We start from the raw sequence: 18550 nt of genomic DNA, 5'->3' as shown, positions 1-18550 counted from the left end.
GGGTGGGGGGGCGCGGGGGGGGCGGGGGGGGGCGGGGGGTACGGGTGGCTTCACGGGCTGGGGGGCGGGGGGGGGGGGGGGTGGGGGCGGTACGGGAGTGGCGTCCGGATCGGGTGGGACGGGAACGGTTCCCATGGTCACGGCTCCTCTCGACCGAGGGTGCGTTCGAGGTCTTCGCGTTCATCTTCGAGCGGCCGGGGTGTCGGTGCCCGCCGAGCCGCCGGTGCCGACCCGGTCAGAAGGTCAGACCTGGAGCAGCCGCTCCAGCAGCGCCCGGTACTGACGGAGCGCCACCCGCAGCTCCTCGGTGCCGGCCGCGAGGGACTGCTGCTCCGGACGGGCGCCGCCCAGCTCGGTGCGGCGGGCGGTGACGGACTCGCCGATCAGGCGCAGCGACTTCTGCACCAAGGCGTCCGCGTGCTCGACGGCCCGGGCCGGGTCGTCGACGAACCCGGCCTGCAGGGTGTGCCACTCGGCCTGCAGCCGTTGCACCCGCTCGGGGTCCAGGCAGCGCGGGTCGACGGTCGCGCGCGGGTCGCCCACCGGGTGCTCCGTGGCCACGCCGCGTGCGCCGCCGGCGCCGGGCGGGGCCTGCTCGGGGATCGCGGCGCGGATGTCGTTCGGGGGACCGTCGTCCGGCGCGGTGGGATTCCGTCCCATGGGGTGTGCTCCTCCCTCGTGCTTCGAGCTTCGTGTTCCGTGGTCGTGTGCCGCCGTGGTCGACGGCGGCTCAGCGGACGGCGTGCCGGGGCAGCGTCCGAGCCGGCCGTCGCGGCACCGCAGGGGCGGCCGCGGTACGGAGCGGCCCGTCGCCGCCGCCGCGGAGCGTGGGTCCGGTCCGCAGGACCTCCAGGTACAGCTCCCGGACGCCCAGCAGTGCGGCCCGGGCCTCCTCCGTGCCGACCCGCCCGCGGCGGCTGCGCTCCAGGACCCGCAGGGCCGACCGGTAGCCGGCCAGCTGCGGGCCGTAGTCAGCCGCCAGGGCCTCGACCCGGCCCGCGGGTTCGGGCGGGTAGCGCATCTCGTTCAGGGCCGCGTCCAGCAGGGTGGCGGTGTGGCGCAGCGCGCGGCCCGGGTCGTCCACGAAGAGCTCCTGGACCGCGGCGAGCAGCACCGCCGACTCCTCGCGCCGACGGGGCGACAGCGGGACGAGCCGCCGCCGGTGGGCCCGCAGCCGCAGCCGTCGACCCGTCAGGTCGGGGGCCAGGGCGACGATGCCCGCCGCGACGGCCAGTGCGACGATCACCGCGATGATCGACAGGCTCATGTCGTTCTCCTCCGGTTCGTGACGGCGTCGGACGGCCGCGTCGTGCCCCGATCGCCTTGCCCCGTCTTCGGGAGGCAAACCTGTCGGGGCGAGGAGGACCCGCGAACCGGATCCGCGCGGTGCGCGGGATTGATCCGATCGGGTGATTGGTGCGGCGGAACCGGGACAGACGGACGGGACAGCCAGCTTCCCCCGTCGGAGAGGACGATCCCATGCCGCACCGGACGACCCACCAACCCGGCGCCTACGAACACCACTGGACCTGGCAGCTGCGCGGCGCCTGCCGCTCCGGGGGCGCGAGCCTCTTCTTCCACCCCTCGGGCGAGCGCGGCGAGGCCCACGACGCGCGCGAGGCGGCCGCGAAGGCCGTCTGCGCCGGCTGCCCGGTCCGGCTCGAGTGCCGCCGCTACGCCCTCGAAACCCGCGAGCGGTACGGCGTGTGGGGCGGCCTCACCGAGGACGAGCGCCACCGCCTGCTCAGCCGCGGCCTGCACCAGCGGTCGGCAGCCTGAGGTGCCGCGGCGGCCGACCGCCCGGCGGGCCCGCGGGTGTGGCCGGCGCACCCGCGGGTAGGGGCGCAGACATGGGTTCGCGAACGAATGAGGCGACTGGGCCCGCGACCGTCGGGGTCGAGGAGGAGTACCTGCTCGTCGACCCGGACAGCGGGCTCCCCACGCCCCGGGTCGAGGCGGTCCGCGAGACGGCGGGCCTGCACCCGGCGGTCGACGGCGAGGAACTGCAGAACGAGCTGCTGCAGGCCCAGGTCGAGGTGGCCACCCCGGTCTGCCGCGACCTGCACGAGGTCGGCGGGCACCTGCTGCGCCTGCGCCACGCCCTCGCGGTGGCGGCCGAGCAGGCCGACTGCCGGCTGGCGGCCTGCGGCACCGCGCCCTACGCGCACGCCGACCGCCCGCCGACCATCACCGACGCGCCGCGCTACCACTCGATCCGCCGCGACGTGTCCCGGTTGGCGGACGAGGCGCTGATCAACGGCATGCACGTGCACGTGGCCGTGCCCGGTCCGGAGGCCGCCATCGCGGTGCTCAACCGGTTGCGCGGCTGGTTGCCGGTGCTGACCGCGCTGTCCGCCAACTCCCCGCTCTGGTACGGCAGTGACACCGGCTTCGCGAGCTGGCGCACCGTGGTGTTCGGCCGCTGGCCGATCAGCGGCATCCCGCCGCGGTTCGCCGACGCGGCCGACTACGACCGGCGGGTCGACCACCTGCTGGCGGCCGGGTTGATCCGCGACCGCGGCCAGCTGTACTGGCAGGCGCGGCCCTCGGCCCGCTTCCCGACCGTCGAACTGCGCGCCATGGACGTGCAGTTGCGTGCCGACGAGGCGGTGATGCTGGCCGGACTGGTGCGCGCGTTGGTGGTCACCGCGCTGCGCGACGCGGCCGCCGGCCGGCCGCTGCCGGACCGCTCGCCGGAGAGCCTGGAGGGTGCGGCCTGGCACGCCGCCCGGCACGGCCTGACCGGCACCCTGCACGACGCGCGGGACGGGCTGGCCCGCCCCGCACCGGTGCTGGTGGCCGAGATGGTGGACCACCTCGCGCCGGTCCTGGACGAGTGGGGGGACACCCGGGCCGTGGTACCGCTGGTGGAGCGGATGCTGGCCGAGGGGAACGGCGCCGAGCGCCAGCGCCGCCACCTGGAGCGGCACGGGAAGGCCGGCCTGCTCGCCATGATCGCGGACGAGAGCGCCGCGGACTGACGGGGGTGTGCGCCGGGGCTCCCACTGCGCCGGCGGGTGCGGGGGAGCGGCGGCCGATCGGCCGACCCGACCTGCCGCCCGCTTCGGCGGGGTCGCGCAGACGCGTCAGCCCGTGGGCGTGCCGATCCGGTCGCGCTCCAGCGCGGACCGCAGCTCGGCGAGGGCCTGGGCGGCGGCCTCCAAGGCCATGGGCGCACCGGCGATCAGCTCGGCCAGCCGCTCGGCGAAGGTCGCTTCCGCCGCGCCGACCACCTGCAGCCCGGTGTCGGTCAGTTCCAGCAGGGACGACCGGCGGTCCGCCGGGTTCGGCAGGCGGGCGACCCAGCCCTGCCGCTCCAGGCGGTCGATCCCCTTGCTGGTGGCGCCGATGCCGACGGCGAACTCGGCCGCCAGATCCGCCACCCGGGCCCCGGGGTGGTCGCGGAGGTGGCGCAGGAACTCGAACTGCGACGTGACGATCCCGTGCCGCTCGCGCAGCCGGTCGTTGAGGGCGTTGTACAGCCGCGTCTCGCACCGGACGAGGTCGGCGAAGAAGCCCGGCAGGTCGACCGGCTCACCGCTCACTGTGGATGCCATGGCATGTAGTCTACTTTAGATGCCGCGGCATATAGTGCGGCGGAAGCTAGTTGCGACGGGAGCACGCATCATGAGCAAGGAACAGCGCGCGCAGGTCAGTGCGGTGCTGCGACAGCCGCGGCCCGACGGCCCCCGGTCGATCGAGGCGATCCGAGCCGGATTCCAGGCACTGATGGCCCGGATGGTCGTCCCGGACGGGCTGCGCCTCACCGGGACGACGCTCGGCGACCGCCCGGCGCTGCGCGTCGAGCCGGGCAGCGGCACGCGCACCGGGACGATCCTGTACTTCCACGGCGGCGGCTGGGTGTCCGGCTCCCCCGAGACCGCGCTCCCGCTCACGGGGAACCTGGTGGCCAGGACCGGGTGCACGGCGTACTCGCTGGACTACCGGCTCGCCCCCGAGCACCCGTTCCCGGCCGCGATCGAGGACGCGCTGAGCGCCTACCGCGCCCTCCTCGACGGCGGCACGGACCCGGCGACCCTCGCGTTCGCGGGGGACTCCGCGGGCGGCGGCCTCACCGTCACCACGTGCCTCGCCGCACGCGACGCCGGTCTCCCGATGCCCGCTGCGATCGTGGCCCTCTCCCCGGGCCTCGACGCCACCCGGGCGGGCGAGAGCATGGACACCAAGGCGGGCGTCGACCCGTTCTTCACCCGCGAGAGCCTGGGGCACACCGGGGCCATGTACCTGGCGGGAGCCGACCCGCACCAGCCCCTGCTCAGCCCCGCCGTCCTCGCCGACCTGACGGGCTTCCCGCCGATGCTCCTCCAGGCGGGCACGGACGAAGTGCTGCTGGACGACTCCACCCGCCTGGCCGCCCGCGCCCGCGCAGCCGGCGTGGACGTGATCCTCGACGTCACCGCCGACGTGTGCCACGTCTTCCAGGCCTTCGCCGGCGTGCTCGACGAGGCCGACCGGGCCCTGGACCGCGCAGCCCTCTTCCTCGCGCAGCACGTCCGCCGGCCCGACGCCGCAGTCGGGTCGGCCCGGTAGGGCGCGGAGCCCGCCGGCCGCGCGGCCGGCCGGCCCCGGCCGCCGACCCGCGCTGCTCGGGTGACGGCCGGTCAGCTGCCGCCGAGCCGGGCCGGCGGCAGGTCCGCCACCTCGTCCCGGGTCAGCCGCACGTGGACCAGGCCGCCGCTCCAGTAGGTCTGCCGGATCGGGATGGCGACCGTCCTGCGGCCCCACAGGTGGCCCTCCTGCAGCAGCACGTGGGTCACGGCGTGGTCCGCCGGGTCGACCGCCAGGCCCCGGACCCGGCCGATCGACCCGTCCTCGGCCTCGACCTGGTCCCCGCGCCGGATCTGCACCTCGCCGGCGGGTACCCGGTCGTGCTGGTCCAGCACCGGATCGGCTGCGGGGAGCAGCAGACCGGGCGTCAGACCGGCGGCACCGGCGCCCAGGCCGTAGTAGGGCAGCAGCAGCGCCTCGCCGGGCCCGTAGCCCGGGCTGCCCGGGTCGGCCTCCAGGTAGTGGGCCTCGACCGCGGAGTCCAGCCGCTCCAGCTCCGCGCGGGTGCAGCGCAGGATGACGGCGGCGCCGGACCCGTCGGCCGGCGCCGCGGCCGCGGGGTGCTCGACCAGGTCGGCCGGCACCAGCCGGTCGGCCACCACCAGGTGGGTGACCAGGCCCGCGACGGGGTCGACCACCACCCGCTGCAGTCGACCGCAGTCCTCGTCCGCGCAGCGGACCTCGGCCCCGATCCGGTACGGCACGGGCTCGTTCATCGCAACCTCCGATGCTCTGCTTCGACGTCAGGTCGCCCGTGCGTCTGCCCCGTCGGCGTCCGGGCATGCCTGCCGGGCCGGGTGCGGCGGGCCGGCACCGGCGGGTCGGGACGAGCGGGGCAGCACGAGGCGATCGGGTCCGGCGGTCAGCCCAGCGCGGCCGTCAGGCGCGGCTCGACCAGGTCGAGGGCGCGGCGGACGGCGCCGACCGCGACCGCCCGGTCGCCGAGCGTCGAAGCGGCGACCTCGGTGTCGACCAGCGTGTGCCGGTGCAGGTGGGCGCGGACCGGGCCGAGCAGGGTCTCCCCGGCCCGGGACAGGCCGCCGCCGATCACCACCCGGTCCGGGTCGAGCAGGAGCAGCAGCACGGCCAGCCCGCGGGCGAACCGGGCGGCCACCCGGTCCACCACGGCCAGCGCGGCGGCGTCGCCCCGGGCTGCGGCCTCGAACAGCGGGGCGGTGTCGCCGTCCGGCCCGAGCGGGACGCCCGCGGCGCGGGCCAGGCGGCGGATGGCGGCCGCGCCGGCCAGGTGCTCGAACGGGCCCAGGCCGTCCGGCAGGCGCTCGGCGAGCGGCAGGTCCACAACGGCGTCCGGATCCGTCAGCAGGTCGACGAAGCCCAACTCGCCCGCGGCACCCGTGGCACCGCGGTGCGGGCGGCCGTCGAGCACCAGCCCGGTACCGATCCGCTCGCCCCACTGCACGAAGACCAGGCTGCGGTCGGCGGCCGCCTCGCCGCGCCACTGCTCGCCGAGCACCGCCAGGTCGACGTCGTTGTCGATCGTCACCGGGCAGTTCAGCCAGTCGCGCAGCCTGGGGACCACCGGGAGTCCGGCCCAGCCCGGGATGCTGGGAGCCACCCGGACCGTGTCGCTGTCCGGCGGCACCACGCCGGGGGTGCCGACGCTGACCGCCAGCAGGCGTTCGGGCGCGGTGGCGGCCCGCTCGGCGACGGCGGTGAGGGCGGCACGGACGATCTCGAACAGGCGGGGGCCGTCCACCTGGGCGGGGACGGTGAGCTGACTGGTCGCCAGGGTGCGGCCCGCCAGGTCGGCCAGGACGGCGAGCACCTTGTGCGGGCCGACGTCCACCCCGACGACGTGCCCGTACTCGGCCCGGAAGCGCACGTGCTGGGCCGGTCGGCCGAGCTTGCCGGCGGTCCCGGCGGCGCTGCCTTCGCCGGCGTCGGTGGTGACCACCAGTCCGGCCTCGGACAGTGCCGCCAGCGCCCGGGTCACGGCGGGCCGGGACAGACCGGTCGCCGCGGCCAGGTCGGCGACCCGGGCGGCCTGCGGACCGCCCGCGCGCAGCGCCGCCAGCACGGCCGCGGCGTTCATCCGCCGCAGCACGGCCGGTCCGGTCGCCGCCTGCTGACGGGCCGTCTGCGTCGCCTCGTCCGTCACCCGGCCGCTCGCATCCCGCTGCGCCGCAGTCCGCCCGGTCGCATCCCGCTCCGCCGCATGCCGCTCCTCCGCGTTGCGCTCCGCGTGGTGGGCGGAGCCGTCCGGTGCAATGTAGCCGCCCCGCCCTGCGGGAGTTCTTGACAGGGCGGGACCACGGACCCATATTAACGAACGGTTTGTTAGTAAGTCACCCACCGCGCCCCGCACGACCGACCCCCACTCCGTGAAGAGGCAGACATGGGCACGCTCCGCACTCCCACGCCCCGCAGACCCCGGCTGCTGCGCGCACTCGCCGCGCTCTCCCTGCTGACCGCCGCCCCGGCCCTGGCCACCGCCCCCGCGCACGCCACGGCCCTGGTCGGGGCCACCGGAACCCACAGCACCACGCGCGCCACCGGCACCACCGCCTTCGAGCCCGCCCCCGCCGCGGCCGCGCTGCAGCGCCTGCTCCCGGCCCGGGCCGGCCAGTTCACCCTGGTCCCCGCCACACGGGCCGCCTCCGGCGCCGACGCCTTCACCGTCTCCGGCACCGCCGGCGCGATCCAGGTCACCGGCACCTCGCCCGCCACCCTGCTGGCCGGCGTCGGCTGGTACCTGCGCACCGTGGCGCACGCCGACATCGGCCTGCCCGGCAGCAGCACCGACGCCCTGCCCGCCACCCTGCCGGCCGTCCCCGCCCCGTTCACCGACAGTGCGGTGGTCCCGCACCGCTACGCGCTCAACGACACCGACAACGGCTACTCCGGCGCCTACCGCGGCTTCGCCGACTGGCAGCACGAGATCGACGTGCTCGCGCTGCACGGCTTCAACGAGGTGTACCTGACCGTCGGCGCCGAACAGCCCTACCAGCAGGCGCTGCAGCAGTTCGGCTACTCCGCCGCCGACCTGCTCGCCTGGACCCCCGAACCGGCGCACCAGCCCTGGTGGTTGCTGCAGAACATGTCCGGCGGCGGGCCGGTCAGCCAGCAACTGGTCACCGCCCGGGCCGCCTTGGGCCGCCAGCTGTGCGACCAGCTGCGCGCGCTCGGCATGACCCCGGTGCTGCCCGGCTTCTACGGCACCGTCCCGACCGACTTCGCCACCCGCAACCCCGGCGCCTCGGTCGTCCCGCAGGGCAGCTGGGTCGGCTTCACCCGCGACTCCTGGCTCGATCCCACCACCCCGCTCTTCGCCCAGGTCGCCGCGGCGTACTACGCCGCCCAGCGCACCGCCTTCGGCGACAGCACGATGTACAAGATGGACCCGCTGCACGAGGGCGGCACCGCCGGCAGCGTGAACGTCACCAATGCCGCCACCGCCGTCCAGCAGGCGCTGCAGGCCGCCCACCCCGGCGCCACCTGGGTCATCCTCGGCTGGCAGGACAACCCCGCCGCCGCCCTGCTGGCCGGGGTCGACAAGAGCCGGATGCTGATCGTCGACGGCCTCTCCGACCGCTACGACAACCTCGACCGCGAGACCTCCTGGTCCGGCACCCCCTACGCCTTCGGCACCATCTCCGACATGGGCGGCAAGACCACCAGCGGCGCCAACACGGCCGTCTGGACCGCCCGTTTCCAGCAGTGGCTGACCAAGCCCGGCAGCGCCGAGCAGGGCATCGCCTACCTGCCCGAGGGCACCGGGACCGACCCCGCCGCGCTGGCCCTCTTCGCCGACCTGGCCTGGGCCCCGGCCACCGGCCTCGACCGCACCGCCTGGTTCCGCAGCTATGCCGACGCGCGCTACGGCGGCGCCGACGCCAACGCCGAGGCCGCCTGGGCCCGGCTCGCCCAGGGCCCGTACGCCATGCCCTCCGGCAGCTGGGCCGAGCCGCAGGACAGCCTGTTCACCGCCCGCCCCTCGCTCACCGCGAGCAGCACGGCCAGTTGGAGCCCCACGGCGATGCGGTACGACCCCGCGACCGTGCGCGCCGCGCTCACCGACCTGCTCAAGGCCGCCCCGGCCCGCCGGGCCACCGACGCCTACCGGTTCGACGTGGTCAACCTCGCCCGACAGGCGCTGGACGACCGCAGCCGGGCCCTGCTCCCGCAGATCGCCGCCGCCTACAACGCCAAGGACCTCGCCTCCTTCCGCTCGCTGGTCGCCGAGTGGAACGGCGACGAGACCGGGCTGGACCAGCTGCTCGCCACCGACTCCCGATTCCTGACCGGTAGTTGGCTCGCCGAGGTGAGTGCCTGGGGTGCCACCGACGCGGAGCGGCAGCAACTCCAGTACGACGACCGCGCGATCGTCACCACCTGGGGCAACCGCGCGCAGGCCGACGGCAACGGCCTGCGCGACTACGCGGCGCGCGAGTACGCGGGCCTGGTCGGCGACCTCTACGCCAAGCGCTGGTCGGCGTACTTCGCCTCGCTGGACACCGCGCTCGCCACCGGCACCACCCCGGCCGCCATCGACTACTTCGCCATGGACGACGCCTGGGCCCGCGCCGCCACCGGCTACCCGACCACCCCGACCGGCGACCCGGTCACCGCCGCCGGGCACGTCGACGCCACCCTGCCGGCCGTCGCCCCGAGCGGACCCGTCACCGGCATCGGCGGCCGGTGCGTGGACATCACCAACGGCAACTCCGCCGACTCCACCCCGCTGCAGCTGTGGACCTGCAACGGCACCGCCGCCCAGAACTGGAGCCGGCCGGGCGACGGCACGCTGCGCGCCGACGGCAAGTGCATGGACGTGCGGGGCGGTGCCACCACCGCCGGCACCGTCGTCCAGCTCTACAGCTGCAACGGCACCCCCGCCCAGTCCTGGGTGCCGCGCGGCGACGGCACCCTGCAGAACACCAAGTCCGGCCTCTGCCTGGACGCCTCCGGCGGCAGCTCGGCGCCCGGCACCGCGCTGATCGTCTGGACCTGCACCGGCACTGCCAACCAGCTCTGGCAGCTGCCGGGCTGACGCTCCGTCAGGCCCGGTGGGCCGCGGGTCGGCGCGAAATTCCCCGGCGCCGACCCGCGGTCCGTGCCAGGATGCGCGGCATGGCAGAACGTGCACTGAGTTTCGGGGCGATGGCCCAGGCGTACGAGCGGCACCGCCCGGGGTACCCGGCCGCACTCCTCGACCTGGTGACGGCCTACGCGGGCCGCCCGGTGCGGACCGCCCTGGAGATCGGTGCCGGGACGGGCAAGGCCACCCGCCTGTTCGCCGCGCAGGGCATCGCCGTCACCGCGACCGAGCCCGACGAGGAGATGCTGGCGGAACTGCGCAAGCACGTCCCGGCCACGGTCCGCACCGAGCGGGCCGCCTTCGAGGAGCTGCGGGTCGGGGAGCGGTACGACCTGGTCTACGCGGCCGCGGCCCTGCACTGGACCCGCCCTGCGGGCCGCTGGCCCCGGATGGCCGAACTGCTCGTGCCGGACGGAGTGTTCGCCTCCTTCGGCGGCCCGGTCGAACTCGCCGACCCGCAGCTCGCCCGGGCCGCGGAGCAGGCCCAGGCGCCCTACCTGGACACGGCCGAGATCCCGTCCCCGGACGGCACGCCGCCGGAGCAGGCCATGCAGTGGCCGGGCACCGAACTCGAACGGTCCGCGTGGTTCACCGACGTGCGCCAGGTCGAGATCCCGCGCCGCCTCACGATGACCGCCGCCGAGTACCTCGACCACCTGTCGACCGTGTCGGCCTACCTGGTCCTGTCGCCCGCCGACCGCGCGGCGGCGTTCCGCCGGATCGCCGGGGTGCTGCCCGCGACGGTCGAGCTGCTCGCCGACCTGACCGTGCACCTGGCCCGGCGGTCGGCGGAGCAGGGCACGGTTCCGCGCTAGAGCCTGTCCCGCCGGGCCAGCAGGTGGGCGTCGAGGAAGCCCCGCTCGGAGGCCGGGTCGTGGACCAGCCGGGCGAACACGGTGAGACCGGCCCCGGCCACCGCCTCGGCGAACCGGTCCACCGGCCAGCTGTAGGCGGGCGTCACCTTGTGGTCGAAGCGGACCGGCTCCGGTCCGTCGGTCGCGAAGAAGGAGACCAGGAACAGGCCCCCCGGCGCCAGGACCCGGGCCTGCTCGGCGAGCAGCGCGGGCACCTTCCCGGGCGGGGTGTGGATCGTCGAGTAGTGGGCCAGCACCCCGCCGAGCGCGCCGTCCTCGACCGGCAGCGCCTCCATCCGCGCCACGTCGAACCGCAGCCCCGGACGGGCCCGCCGGGCATGCTCGACCATGCCCGCGGAGAGGTCGACCCCGAACGCGTCCAGCCCCAGCTCGTCCAGCAGGGCCGTCAGATGCCCCGGCCCGCACCCGACGTCGACCGCCCGCAGGTTCCCCGCACCGCGCACCAACTCGGCGAACGTGCCGATCATGTTCCGCGAGAACGGGTGCGCCTCCAGCCGGTCGGCGAACATCGACGCGTACAGCTCGACGACCCCGTCGTAGGCCGCCCCGGTCTCGTCCTGGTGCTCCGTCACGGGAAGGGAAGCTACACCAGCGTTGGCGGCGGCCCGAGAACGGGCCCCGGGGCCCCGTCAGGCGACGGGACTTCCCCGGGGCCCCGACGCCTGACGGACCGTCAGCCCCGGTGCGCCGCCTCCCACGGCCAGCTCGCGTTCGTGCCGGCCTCCAGCAGCGGGATCGTGCCGAAGGCCTGGTCGGTCAGGCCGCCGAAGGTGTGGCGGTCCCCGGTGCCCGACGGGGTGTGCCCGGTGCGGTGGCCGGCCAGGTTCCAGGTGTACAGCGGCACCGAGGCCGGAATCGCCCGGCCGACGTCGCCGCCCGCCGCCGTCTGCTCGTCGGTGACGACGACGACGCGGTCGTGGCCCCGGTAGGTGGCGCGCAGGGCGCTCGCGGTCTCGGTGCCGCCGCCGATGAACCAGCCGCCCTCACGCCACCGGCGGACCTCGGTCAGCACCGAGCCGCCCGGGGTGAGCGGGAAGGGCTTGACCAGGTCGCGGCCGTGCCAGGCGCCGGAGAACGAGACGACGTCGGCCTGTCGGCAGCGGTGGCCGAGGGCGAGGCCGAACAGGGCCGCGGCGTCCCAGCGCATCACGCTGCCGTCCTTGGCGAACGGGGAGTGCATGGAGCCGCTGGTGTCGACCAGGACCAGGGTCCGGCCGTCCAGACGCGGGACGTTGGCGAGCGACGCGGTGAGCGCCTGCTCCAGCGCCCAGGCCCAGCGCAGCGACGGGGCCGCGGTGAACGCCGAGTAGAACCGCAGGGGCAGTTGGCGGGACCGGGCGACCTGCTCGGGGTCGGCGAGCTTCGCGGCGACCGTGGCGGCCACCTCGTCGCAGACCCCGGCCTCGTCGAAGTTGCGCAGGTTGCGGACCAGGGCCATCAGCCCCATCGACGGGATGATCGCCTCCCACGCCTGACGGTCCATCGGGCCCTGCAGCCAGCCGGCCAGCATCTCCCAGGTGAACCCGGCCGCGCCGAGCCGCGCAGCCGCGTCCGGCGCGGCGAGCAGGGCGCGGCGCTCCGCCACCGGGAGGTCGCGGAGCTGCCGGTTCGCCGTCAGGACGCGGTCCGAGGCGGGCAGCACGGCGTCGTCCGGGTGGTGCCGGCGGTCCAGGGCGTACCGGAACAGCTCGCCCTGCCACGGCTTGTCCGGGTGCGGGCTCGGGTGGACCAGGTTGAGCACGTCGCCGAAGCGGTAGCCCTTGCTGTCGGTGTCGTACTTGAGCAGCGCCTTGCCGGTGTACAGCCGGCGGACTGCGTCCGCGACGCCGCGCTTGACCGGCTTGGGCAGCGCGCGGCCGTACCGGCGGGTCCAGTGGGCGACCAGTTCGCCGGGCTCGTCCGGGCGCTGCAGCACGCTGTCGACGACCTGCCGGGACAGTCCGTCGAGCCCGGCGTCCAGCCGTGCCTTGGTGAACTCGGCGGCCCCGACGAGGGCGGCGGTGCGCAGGTTGGCGCCGGTGCGCAGCCAGCCGAGCAGGCCGGCGGTCCAGCCCGGGTCCTCGACGGCGAGCCGGCGGACCAGCTGGACGTAGCGGTCGTCGCGCTCTCCGGCGCGCTCGTAGAAGGTGTCCTGGCCCACCAGGTTGGTGACCGCGAGCAGGTAGAGCTCGCTCCTCCCGGTGCGCAGGTACCCCGGGCCGCCCTCGGCGGTGGTGGTGCGCTGCCCGGTCGTGGTGACGGGCGAGGTCCCGGCGGGGCGGGCGCTCTTGGTGTTGAAGCGTGACAAGGGGACCCCCTGGAGGTGTCAGGGGGAGGAGATGCGGTGGGGTGCCCGAGATCGGGGAGCGGCGACGGCTCGCAAACTGATGCTCTACCCCCTGAGCTACCGGCCGGACAGCGCCCGGCCGGGCGGGACTCGAACCCGCGACACGCAGTACCCGTGAAGGATCCGTCGCCTGCGCACCGGGCACCCCGGTGCATGTCCTCCCGAGATCGAGGACGACCTGCGGCGGAAGGGTCTCTTCAACGCCGACCCGGGCCGGGTCGACTCCAAGAAGTAGCCGAAGGTCTTCGCACCGGGAGGTGCTTGTGAAGTTGTTCCGCCCGAGGTCGGGGTCGGCGGCGCGAACGCCCGCCAACAGGGCAACAGGCCCAGGGGTGGGCCTGACAGGAATCGAACCAGTGAAGAACGCGACGCCTTCGCACCGGGCGGGAAGCTTCCACCTGCTGCCTTCGCAGCCGGACGTGATGACTGTACTGGGCACGCGCTGTCGGGGCGTCACATTTTCCGGGCGGCGGGGTTCCGCGGTGCGGGGGTGGCGGGCTGACGGCTCGTCGGCTGCAGACGTCGGGCACAGGACAAGAATTTCATCGAACAGAGCATTTCTTGCGCAATCTGCTCCGACTCTTGCTGTGACCGATCCCGGTCAATACGCTCCCGCTCAGAGCGCGGCCGCCGCCCACCCCACCTGCCGGCCGCCCTGTCCCCGGGATGGTCCATGACTGTCAGTCGTCGCACGTTCCTGTCCACCGTCTCCGCCGGGGCCGCCGGCCTCGCCCTCGGCGGGCTCACCGGCTCCGGCAGCGCCGCGGCCGCGAGTCCGGCCGGCGATGTCGTCGGCAAGGTCACCGTCGGCTACCAGGGGTGGTTCGCCTGCCCGGGCGACGGCGCACCGATCGGTGCCTGGTGGCACTGGAGCCAGAACTGGTCCCAGGCGCCGTCGCCGAGCAACAACGTGATCAAGGCCTGGCCGGACTCGCGCGAGTTCACCGGCACCTACCGCACCGCCTACCCGAACCTGGGGAACGGGGGCGCGGCGACGCTGTTCTCCTCCTACGACCAGCAGACCATCGACACCCACGTCCAGTGGATGCGCCAGAACGGCTGCGACACCGCCGCGTTGCAGCGGTTCAACCCCAACGGGAGCGAGGGCCCGACCCGGGACGCGGTCACCGCGCGGCTGCGCTCCGCCGCCGAGGCGCACGGCGTCAAGTTCTACGTGATGTACGACGTCAGCGGCTGGACCGCCATGCAGTCCGAGATCAAGGCGGACTGGAGCGGCAAGATGTCCGCGCACACCGCCTCCGCCGCGTACGCGCGGCAGAACGGCAAGCCGGTGGTCGGCATCTGGGGCTTCGGCTTCAACGACGCCAACCACCCCTGGGACCCGGCGACCTGCGCGGACGTGGTCAACTGGTTCAAGGCGCAGGGCTGCTACGTGATGGGCGGCGTGCCGACCTGGTGGCGCCTGGGCAACGGCGACTCGCGCCCCGGGTACCTGGACGTCTACCACGCGTTCGACATGCTCTCGCCGTGGATGGTCGGCCGGATCGGCAACGCCGGTGACGCGGACAACTTCTACGCCAACGCCACGGTGCCCGACCTGGCCGACTGCACGGCGCACGGCATCGACTACCAGCCCTGCGTGCTGCCCGGCGACCTGTCGGCCCGTCAGCGCGCGCACGGCGACTTCATGTGGCGGCAGTTCTACAACATGACCAGGGCCGGCGTGCAGAGCGTCTACATCTCGATGTTCGACGAGTTCGGCGAGGGCAACCAGATCGCCAAGACCGCCGAGAACCAGAGCCAAGTGCCCTCCGGATCAGGTCTGTTGGCGCTGGACGAGGACGGCACGGCCTGCTCGTCGGACTACTACCTGCGGCTGACCGCCGACGGCGGCCGGATGCTCAAGGGCCAGCTCGCCCCGACCGCGACCCGCCCGACCCAGCCCGTGGTCGGCGGCGGAGGGGGCGGCGGCACCGGCAACCCGGACCTGGCGCTGCACCAGCCGGTCGCCGAGAGCAGCCACACCCAGGTGTACGCCGCCGCGAACGCGGTGGACGGCGACCCCAACAGCTACTGGGAGAGCGCCAACAACGCCTTCCCGCAGTGGCTCCAGGTCGACCTGGGCAGCGCGGTGACCACGCGGCGGATCGTGCTCACGCTGCCGCCGTCGAGCGCCTGGGGCGCCCGCACCCAGACCGTCACCGTGCAGGGCAGCAACGACGGCGGCACGTTCAGCACCGTGGCGGGCGCCGCCGGCTACCTCTTCGACCCGGCCACCGGGAACACCGCGACCGTCGGGTACCCGGGCGGTGGCACTTACCGGTACCTGCGGCTGGTGTTCACCGCGAACACGGGCTGGCCCGCCGGGCAGGTGTCGGGGCTGTCGGTCTACGCGAACTGATCCGCCCGGCGGGGGTGGTGGTGCTGCGGTCGGGCCCGCAGCACCACCCGGTCGGCCGCGGGGGCGGCCCGGCGCCGGATCGTCCGGACGGCGGAACGGGCGTGTCGCGGCCCGGCGCGCCCCGCCCCGCCCCGTAGCGTCGAAGCCCATGGCCTCCCCGCTGCCGCCGCTGCGGCCGACTCCCTCGCACCGGGTGCGCGCCGCCGTCCTGGTCCGCCGACCGATGCTGTGGCTGGTGCCCGCGGTGCTCGCCGGGCTGGTCACCCTGGTGCTGTCGCTGCTCTACATGGGCGGCATCGTCGACCCGAACGGGCACCTGCACCGGCTCCCGGTCGCCGTGGTGAACGCGGACGCCGGCGCGACCCTGCCGGGCGGCCCGCAGAACCTCGGCGCCCAGGTGGCCGGGTCGGTGGTCGCGGCCCCGCCCGCCGGGTCGGTGGACTGGCGCCAGGTCGACCGGGCCGAGGCGCAGGACCTGCTCGCCTCCGGCAAGGTCTACGGCGCCCTGGTGATCCCCGCCGACTTCACCGCCACCGTCGCCGCGCTGACCACCACCGGGGCCACCGCCCGACCCACCCTCACCGTGCTCACCAACCCCGGGGTCGGCAGCCTCGGCTCCTCGCTGACCTCGCAGCTCAACCAGGCGGCGGCCCACCAGGCGTCGCTGGCCATCGGCAAGCAGCTCACCGCCGCGCCCGCGACCGCCGCCGCCGACCCGACCACCCGGTTGCTGCTGGCCGACCCGGTCACGGTCGTCACCCAGGTCGGCCACCCGATCGGGCAGCACAGCGGCCTGGGCCTGAGCGCCTTCTACTACACCCTGCTGCTGGTGCTGAGCGGCTTCATCGGCGGCAACCTGGTGCACAGCTCCGTGGACACCGCGCTCGGCTACGCGGACAGCGAGTTCGGCCCGTGGCACACCCGCCGGCCCACCGTGCCGATCGGCCGCACCCAGACCCTGCTGCTGAAGATGGCCGTCACCGCCGGGATCTCGCTGCTCACCGCCTCCCTGGTGATGGTGGCCTGCATCGCGATCCTCGGCATGGACGCCTCGCACCTCCCGCTGCTCTGGCTGTTCTCGTTCTGCGCCTGCCTGACGGTGGGGCTGGGCGTGCAGGCGATCAACGCGGCGTTCGGCAGCATCGGGCAGTTGGTGTCGATGTTCGTCTTCATCGCGCTCGCCCTGCCGTCCTCCGGCGCGACCGTCCCGCTGGAGGCGGTGCCGGCCTTCTACCGCTTCCTCGGCGCCTTCGAGCCGATGCGCCAGCTCAGCGCCGGGGTGCGGGCCATCCTGTACTTCGACGCCCGCGCCGACGCCGGCCTGGCCCGGGCCTGGACCATGATCGCGGTCGGCTTCGCGGCGGCGCTCGTCTTCGGCTTCCTGATGACCCGTTACTACGAGCGCAAGGGCCTGGAGCGCCTGGTCCCGCAACCGGCCGAGGGCTGACGCCCGCGACCGCGGGGACGCCGGCCGCTAGCGCCCCGGCGTCCCGCGGTCCTTCGGCGCCGCCGCCCGCGGCCGCACCAGCCCCGCGTCGTAGGCGGCGACCGCCGCCTGCAGGCGGTCGCGCACACCGAGCTTGGCGAGCACGCCCTGCACGTGGCTCTTGACCGTCGTCGCCGCCAGGTGCAGCTGGGTGCCGATCTCGGCGTTCGACATGCCGCGCGCCACCAGCAGCAGCACGTCGAGCTCGCGCACCGACAGGAGCTCCCGGATCTCCCGCGCCCGGTCCGGGTCCGGGCGCTCGTCCTGCGCCATCCGTTCGAGCAGGCGGCGGGTGACCGACGGCGCGAGCATCGCCTCGCCCGCGGCGACCACCCGCACCGCCTCGACCAGTTGGTCGGCGGTGGCGTCCTTCAGCATGAAGCCGGACGCACCGGCCCGCAGCGCCTCGGTGACGTACTCGTCGAGGTGGAAGGTGGTCAGCACCAGGATCCTGGTGGGCACCGGCACGGCCGCGGCCAGCAGGGCGCGGGTGGCCGCGAGGCCGTCCAGGCGCGGCATGCGGACGTCCATCAGCGCCACGTCGGGGCGCAGCCGCCGGACGGCCTCGACGGCGCCGGCCCCGTCGCCCGCCTCGCCGACCACGGCCATGCCGGGTTCCGACTCGATGATCGCCCGCAGGCCCGACCGGACGAGTGCCTGGTCGTCGGCGATGAGCACGGTGATGGTCATGCGGCCTCCTCCGGCAGGGGGATCAGCGCGTCCACCTGGAATCCGCCCTCCGGCCGGGCGCCGGTGGTCAGCGTCCCGCCGTAGGCCGCCACCCGCTCGCGCATCCCGACGATCCCGTGCGCGGCACTGTCCGCCCGGCCCTGCGGCCCGGCGCCGTCGTCCCGCACGCAGACCCGCAGCGCATGCGCCGAGCGGGCGACGGTGACCGCGACCTGCGCATCGGCACCGGCGTGCTTGAGCACGTTGGTCAGCGACTCCTGCACGATCCGATAGACCGTCAGGGCGAGCCCCGGCGGCAGCGCCATGGGCTCCAGGTCGAGCCGCACCGGCAAGCCGCCCGCGCGCAGGCCCGCGACGAGGTCGTCGAGCTGGTCGAGGCCGGGCTGGGGGCTCAGCCCGGCCTCCTGATCGGGGCGCAGCACCGCGACGACACTGCGCATCTCGCCGAGCGCCTGCCGGCCGGCGGCGGCGATCCTGGCCAGGTAGTCCGGGACGGCCGCGGGGTCGGTGCGGGCGGCGCGGGCGGCGGCCTCCGCCTGGACGGTGACGAGGCTGATCGAGTGGCCGATGACGTCGTGCAGTTCGCGGGCGATGCGCAACCGCTCGTCCAGCACCGCCCGCGCGGCCCGCTCGCCCTCCTCGGCCTCCAGCCGGGCCGCTCGGTCCTTCAGCTGCGCGATGTAGGCGCGCCGGGTCTGGACCGCGTAGCCCAGCACCCACGAGGCGGCGACCAGCACCCCCACCGTGATCGAGCCCCACAGGCCGCCCTGGCTGCGGGCGTCCGGCAGCAGGCCGGCCGCCACCAGTGCGGCCCCGGCGAGCACGGCGGACGCCGCTCCGCGCAGCGCGAGGGCGAGCTCCGGCTCCGCCCCGCTGCTCCGGTACGCGCCCACGGCGTAGGCGGCGCAGCACGCGCCGGCGGCCGCGGACCCGGCCGGATAGCCGACGGCGAGCAGGAACGTCCCGAGCGCCGTGGTCGCACCGAGTACGGCCAGGGGCACCCGCCGCCGCGCCAGCAGGGCCGAGCCCTGCGCGAGCGCGAGCGGCACGATCGCGTAGCCCGGCAGCCAGGCCGCCACCTCGCTCGACGACCCGGCGGCGGTGACGAGCACCGCCGACAGGCTCACGGCCCAGTCCGCGGCCCGGCGGCCCGTGATCCACGCCCTCACGCCCCCCATCATGC

General features: G+C 75.1%; 16 protein-coding genes. 7 read left to right on the top strand and 9 right to left on the bottom strand.

Features of this window, described 5'->3' with window-relative positions:
- Positions 1 to 243: 243 nt before the first annotated feature.
- Positions 244 to 660: a hypothetical protein gene (locus ACFW1A_RS11740; RefSeq protein WP_380407687.1), complete on the bottom strand. Its 417-nt coding sequence runs from the start codon at positions 658 to 660 to the stop codon at positions 244 to 246.
- A gap of 70 nt (positions 661 to 730) precedes the next feature.
- On the bottom strand, positions 731 to 1267 hold the full coding sequence (locus tag ACFW1A_RS11735; protein WP_380407685.1) for a hypothetical protein: 537 nt from the start codon (positions 1265 to 1267) through the stop codon (positions 731 to 733).
- Positions 1268 to 1479: 212 nt separating this feature from the next.
- On the opposite strand from ACFW1A_RS11735, the gene ACFW1A_RS11730 reads away from it, so the two are divergent.
- Positions 1480 to 1779 (top strand): WhiB family transcriptional regulator, encoded by a 300-nt coding sequence (locus tag ACFW1A_RS11730; RefSeq protein ID WP_380407682.1) that lies wholly within the window; start codon positions 1480 to 1482, stop codon positions 1777 to 1779.
- 71 nt (positions 1780 to 1850) lie between these two features.
- Positions 1851 to 2981 (top strand): glutamate--cysteine ligase, encoded by a 1131-nt coding sequence (locus tag ACFW1A_RS11725; protein WP_380407679.1) that lies wholly within the window; start codon positions 1851 to 1853, stop codon positions 2979 to 2981.
- Positions 2982 to 3086: 105 nt separating this feature from the next.
- Here ACFW1A_RS11725 and ACFW1A_RS11720 read toward each other — a convergent pair whose 3' ends face one another.
- Positions 3087 to 3557: a MarR family winged helix-turn-helix transcriptional regulator gene (locus tag ACFW1A_RS11720; RefSeq protein WP_380407677.1), complete on the bottom strand. Its 471-nt coding sequence runs from the start codon at positions 3555 to 3557 to the stop codon at positions 3087 to 3089.
- Between the two features lie 70 nt (positions 3558 to 3627).
- Between ACFW1A_RS11720 and ACFW1A_RS11715 the strand changes: the two genes are divergently transcribed.
- Positions 3628 to 4551, top strand: coding sequence for an alpha/beta hydrolase (locus ACFW1A_RS11715; protein WP_380407675.1), 924 nt, complete (start codon positions 3628 to 3630; stop codon positions 4549 to 4551).
- Between the two features lie 71 nt (positions 4552 to 4622).
- Here ACFW1A_RS11715 and ACFW1A_RS11710 read toward each other — a convergent pair whose 3' ends face one another.
- On the bottom strand, positions 4623 to 5285 hold the full coding sequence (locus tag ACFW1A_RS11710; protein WP_380407673.1) for a hypothetical protein: 663 nt from the start codon (positions 5283 to 5285) through the stop codon (positions 4623 to 4625).
- Between the two features lie 146 nt (positions 5286 to 5431).
- Positions 5432 to 6688: an ROK family protein gene (locus tag ACFW1A_RS11705; protein WP_380407671.1), complete on the bottom strand. Its 1257-nt coding sequence runs from the start codon at positions 6686 to 6688 to the stop codon at positions 5432 to 5434.
- A 237-nt stretch (positions 6689 to 6925) separates the two neighbouring features.
- On the opposite strand from ACFW1A_RS11705, the gene ACFW1A_RS11700 reads away from it, so the two are divergent.
- Together ACFW1A_RS11700 and ACFW1A_RS11695 are read left to right on the top strand one after the other, a co-directional pair.
- Entirely contained in the window at positions 6926 to 9580 is a 2655-nt protein-coding gene (locus ACFW1A_RS11700) for an alpha-N-acetylglucosaminidase TIM-barrel domain-containing protein (protein ID WP_380407669.1), read from the top strand.
- A gap of 80 nt (positions 9581 to 9660) precedes the next feature.
- The gene (locus ACFW1A_RS11695; protein WP_380407667.1) at positions 9661 to 10443 is read left to right on the top strand and encodes a class I SAM-dependent methyltransferase; all 783 of its coding nucleotides are present in this window, start codon (positions 9661 to 9663) and stop codon (positions 10441 to 10443) included.
- On the opposite strand, the gene ACFW1A_RS11690 is transcribed toward ACFW1A_RS11695, so the two are convergent.
- Together ACFW1A_RS11690 and ACFW1A_RS11685 are read right to left on the bottom strand one after the other, a co-directional pair.
- The gene (locus tag ACFW1A_RS11690) at positions 10440 to 11075 is read right to left on the bottom strand and encodes a class I SAM-dependent methyltransferase (RefSeq protein WP_380407665.1); all 636 of its coding nucleotides are present in this window, start codon (positions 11073 to 11075) and stop codon (positions 10440 to 10442) included. The two genes, ACFW1A_RS11695 and ACFW1A_RS11690, sit on opposite strands and share 4 nt — an antisense overlap.
- A 101-nt stretch (positions 11076 to 11176) precedes the next feature.
- Positions 11177 to 12790: a TROVE domain-containing protein gene (locus ACFW1A_RS11685; protein ID WP_380407663.1), complete on the bottom strand. Its 1614-nt coding sequence runs from the start codon at positions 12788 to 12790 to the stop codon at positions 11177 to 11179.
- Positions 12791 to 13502: 712 nt separating this feature from the next.
- On the opposite strand from ACFW1A_RS11685, the gene ACFW1A_RS11680 reads away from it, so the two are divergent.
- Together ACFW1A_RS11680 and ACFW1A_RS11675 are read left to right on the top strand one after the other, a co-directional pair.
- Positions 13503 to 15191 carry a discoidin domain-containing protein gene (locus tag ACFW1A_RS11680; RefSeq protein ID WP_380407661.1) on the top strand — a complete coding sequence of 563 codons (1689 nt, stop codon included), beginning with the start codon at positions 13503 to 13505 and terminating at the stop codon, positions 15189 to 15191.
- 148 nt (positions 15192 to 15339) lie between these two features.
- Positions 15340 to 16638 (top strand): YhgE/Pip domain-containing protein, encoded by a 1299-nt coding sequence (locus ACFW1A_RS11675; RefSeq protein ID WP_380407659.1) that lies wholly within the window; start codon positions 15340 to 15342, stop codon positions 16636 to 16638.
- Between the two features lie 27 nt (positions 16639 to 16665).
- On the opposite strand, the gene ACFW1A_RS11670 is transcribed toward ACFW1A_RS11675, so the two are convergent.
- Both ACFW1A_RS11670 and ACFW1A_RS11665 read right to left on the bottom strand, forming a co-directional pair.
- The gene (locus ACFW1A_RS11670; protein WP_380407657.1) at positions 16666 to 17367 is read right to left on the bottom strand and encodes a response regulator; all 702 of its coding nucleotides are present in this window, start codon (positions 17365 to 17367) and stop codon (positions 16666 to 16668) included.
- The gene (locus ACFW1A_RS11665) at positions 17364 to 18536 is read right to left on the bottom strand and encodes a sensor histidine kinase (RefSeq protein ID WP_380407655.1); all 1173 of its coding nucleotides are present in this window, start codon (positions 18534 to 18536) and stop codon (positions 17364 to 17366) included. The genes ACFW1A_RS11670 and ACFW1A_RS11665 overlap by 4 nt, the downstream gene beginning before the upstream one ends.
- Positions 18537 to 18550 lie beyond the last annotated feature (14 nt).

The sequence above is a fragment of the Kitasatospora sp. NPDC058965 genome (genome assembly GCF_042741245.1).
Taxonomy (GTDB): domain Bacteria; phylum Actinomycetota; class Actinomycetes; order Streptomycetales; family Streptomycetaceae; genus Kitasatospora.
Note: the sequence above shows the minus strand (reverse complement) of the source record. Positions and strands in the feature narration are given on the sequence as shown.

Excerpts from the sequence above, each read along its gene's own strand:
- ACFW1A_RS11740 (WP_380407687.1), bottom strand. The coding sequence starts at position 660 with ATGGGACGGAATCCCACCGCGCCGGACGACGGTCCCCCGAACGACATC.
- ACFW1A_RS11735 (WP_380407685.1), bottom strand. The coding sequence starts at position 1,267 with ATGAGCCTGTCGATCATCGCGGTGATCGTCGCACTGGCCGTCGCGGCG.
- ACFW1A_RS11730 (WP_380407682.1), top strand. The coding sequence starts at position 1,480 with ATGCCGCACCGGACGACCCACCAACCCGGCGCCTACGAACACCACTGG.
- ACFW1A_RS11725 (WP_380407679.1), top strand. The coding sequence starts at position 1,851 with ATGGGTTCGCGAACGAATGAGGCGACTGGGCCCGCGACCGTCGGGGTC.
- ACFW1A_RS11720 (WP_380407677.1), bottom strand. The coding sequence starts at position 3,557 with ATGGCATCCACAGTGAGCGGTGAGCCGGTCGACCTGCCGGGCTTCTTC.
- ACFW1A_RS11715 (WP_380407675.1), top strand. The coding sequence starts at position 3,628 with ATGAGCAAGGAACAGCGCGCGCAGGTCAGTGCGGTGCTGCGACAGCCG.
- ACFW1A_RS11710 (WP_380407673.1), bottom strand. The coding sequence starts at position 5,285 with ATGAACGAGCCCGTGCCGTACCGGATCGGGGCCGAGGTCCGCTGCGCG.
- ACFW1A_RS11700 (WP_380407669.1), top strand. The coding sequence starts at position 6,926 with ATGGGCACGCTCCGCACTCCCACGCCCCGCAGACCCCGGCTGCTGCGC.
- ACFW1A_RS11695 (WP_380407667.1), top strand. The coding sequence starts at position 9,661 with ATGGCAGAACGTGCACTGAGTTTCGGGGCGATGGCCCAGGCGTACGAG.
- ACFW1A_RS11680 (WP_380407661.1), top strand. The coding sequence starts at position 13,503 with ATGACTGTCAGTCGTCGCACGTTCCTGTCCACCGTCTCCGCCGGGGCC.
- ACFW1A_RS11675 (WP_380407659.1), top strand. The coding sequence starts at position 15,340 with ATGGCCTCCCCGCTGCCGCCGCTGCGGCCGACTCCCTCGCACCGGGTG.
- ACFW1A_RS11670 (WP_380407657.1), bottom strand. The coding sequence starts at position 17,367 with ATGACCATCACCGTGCTCATCGCCGACGACCAGGCACTCGTCCGGTCG.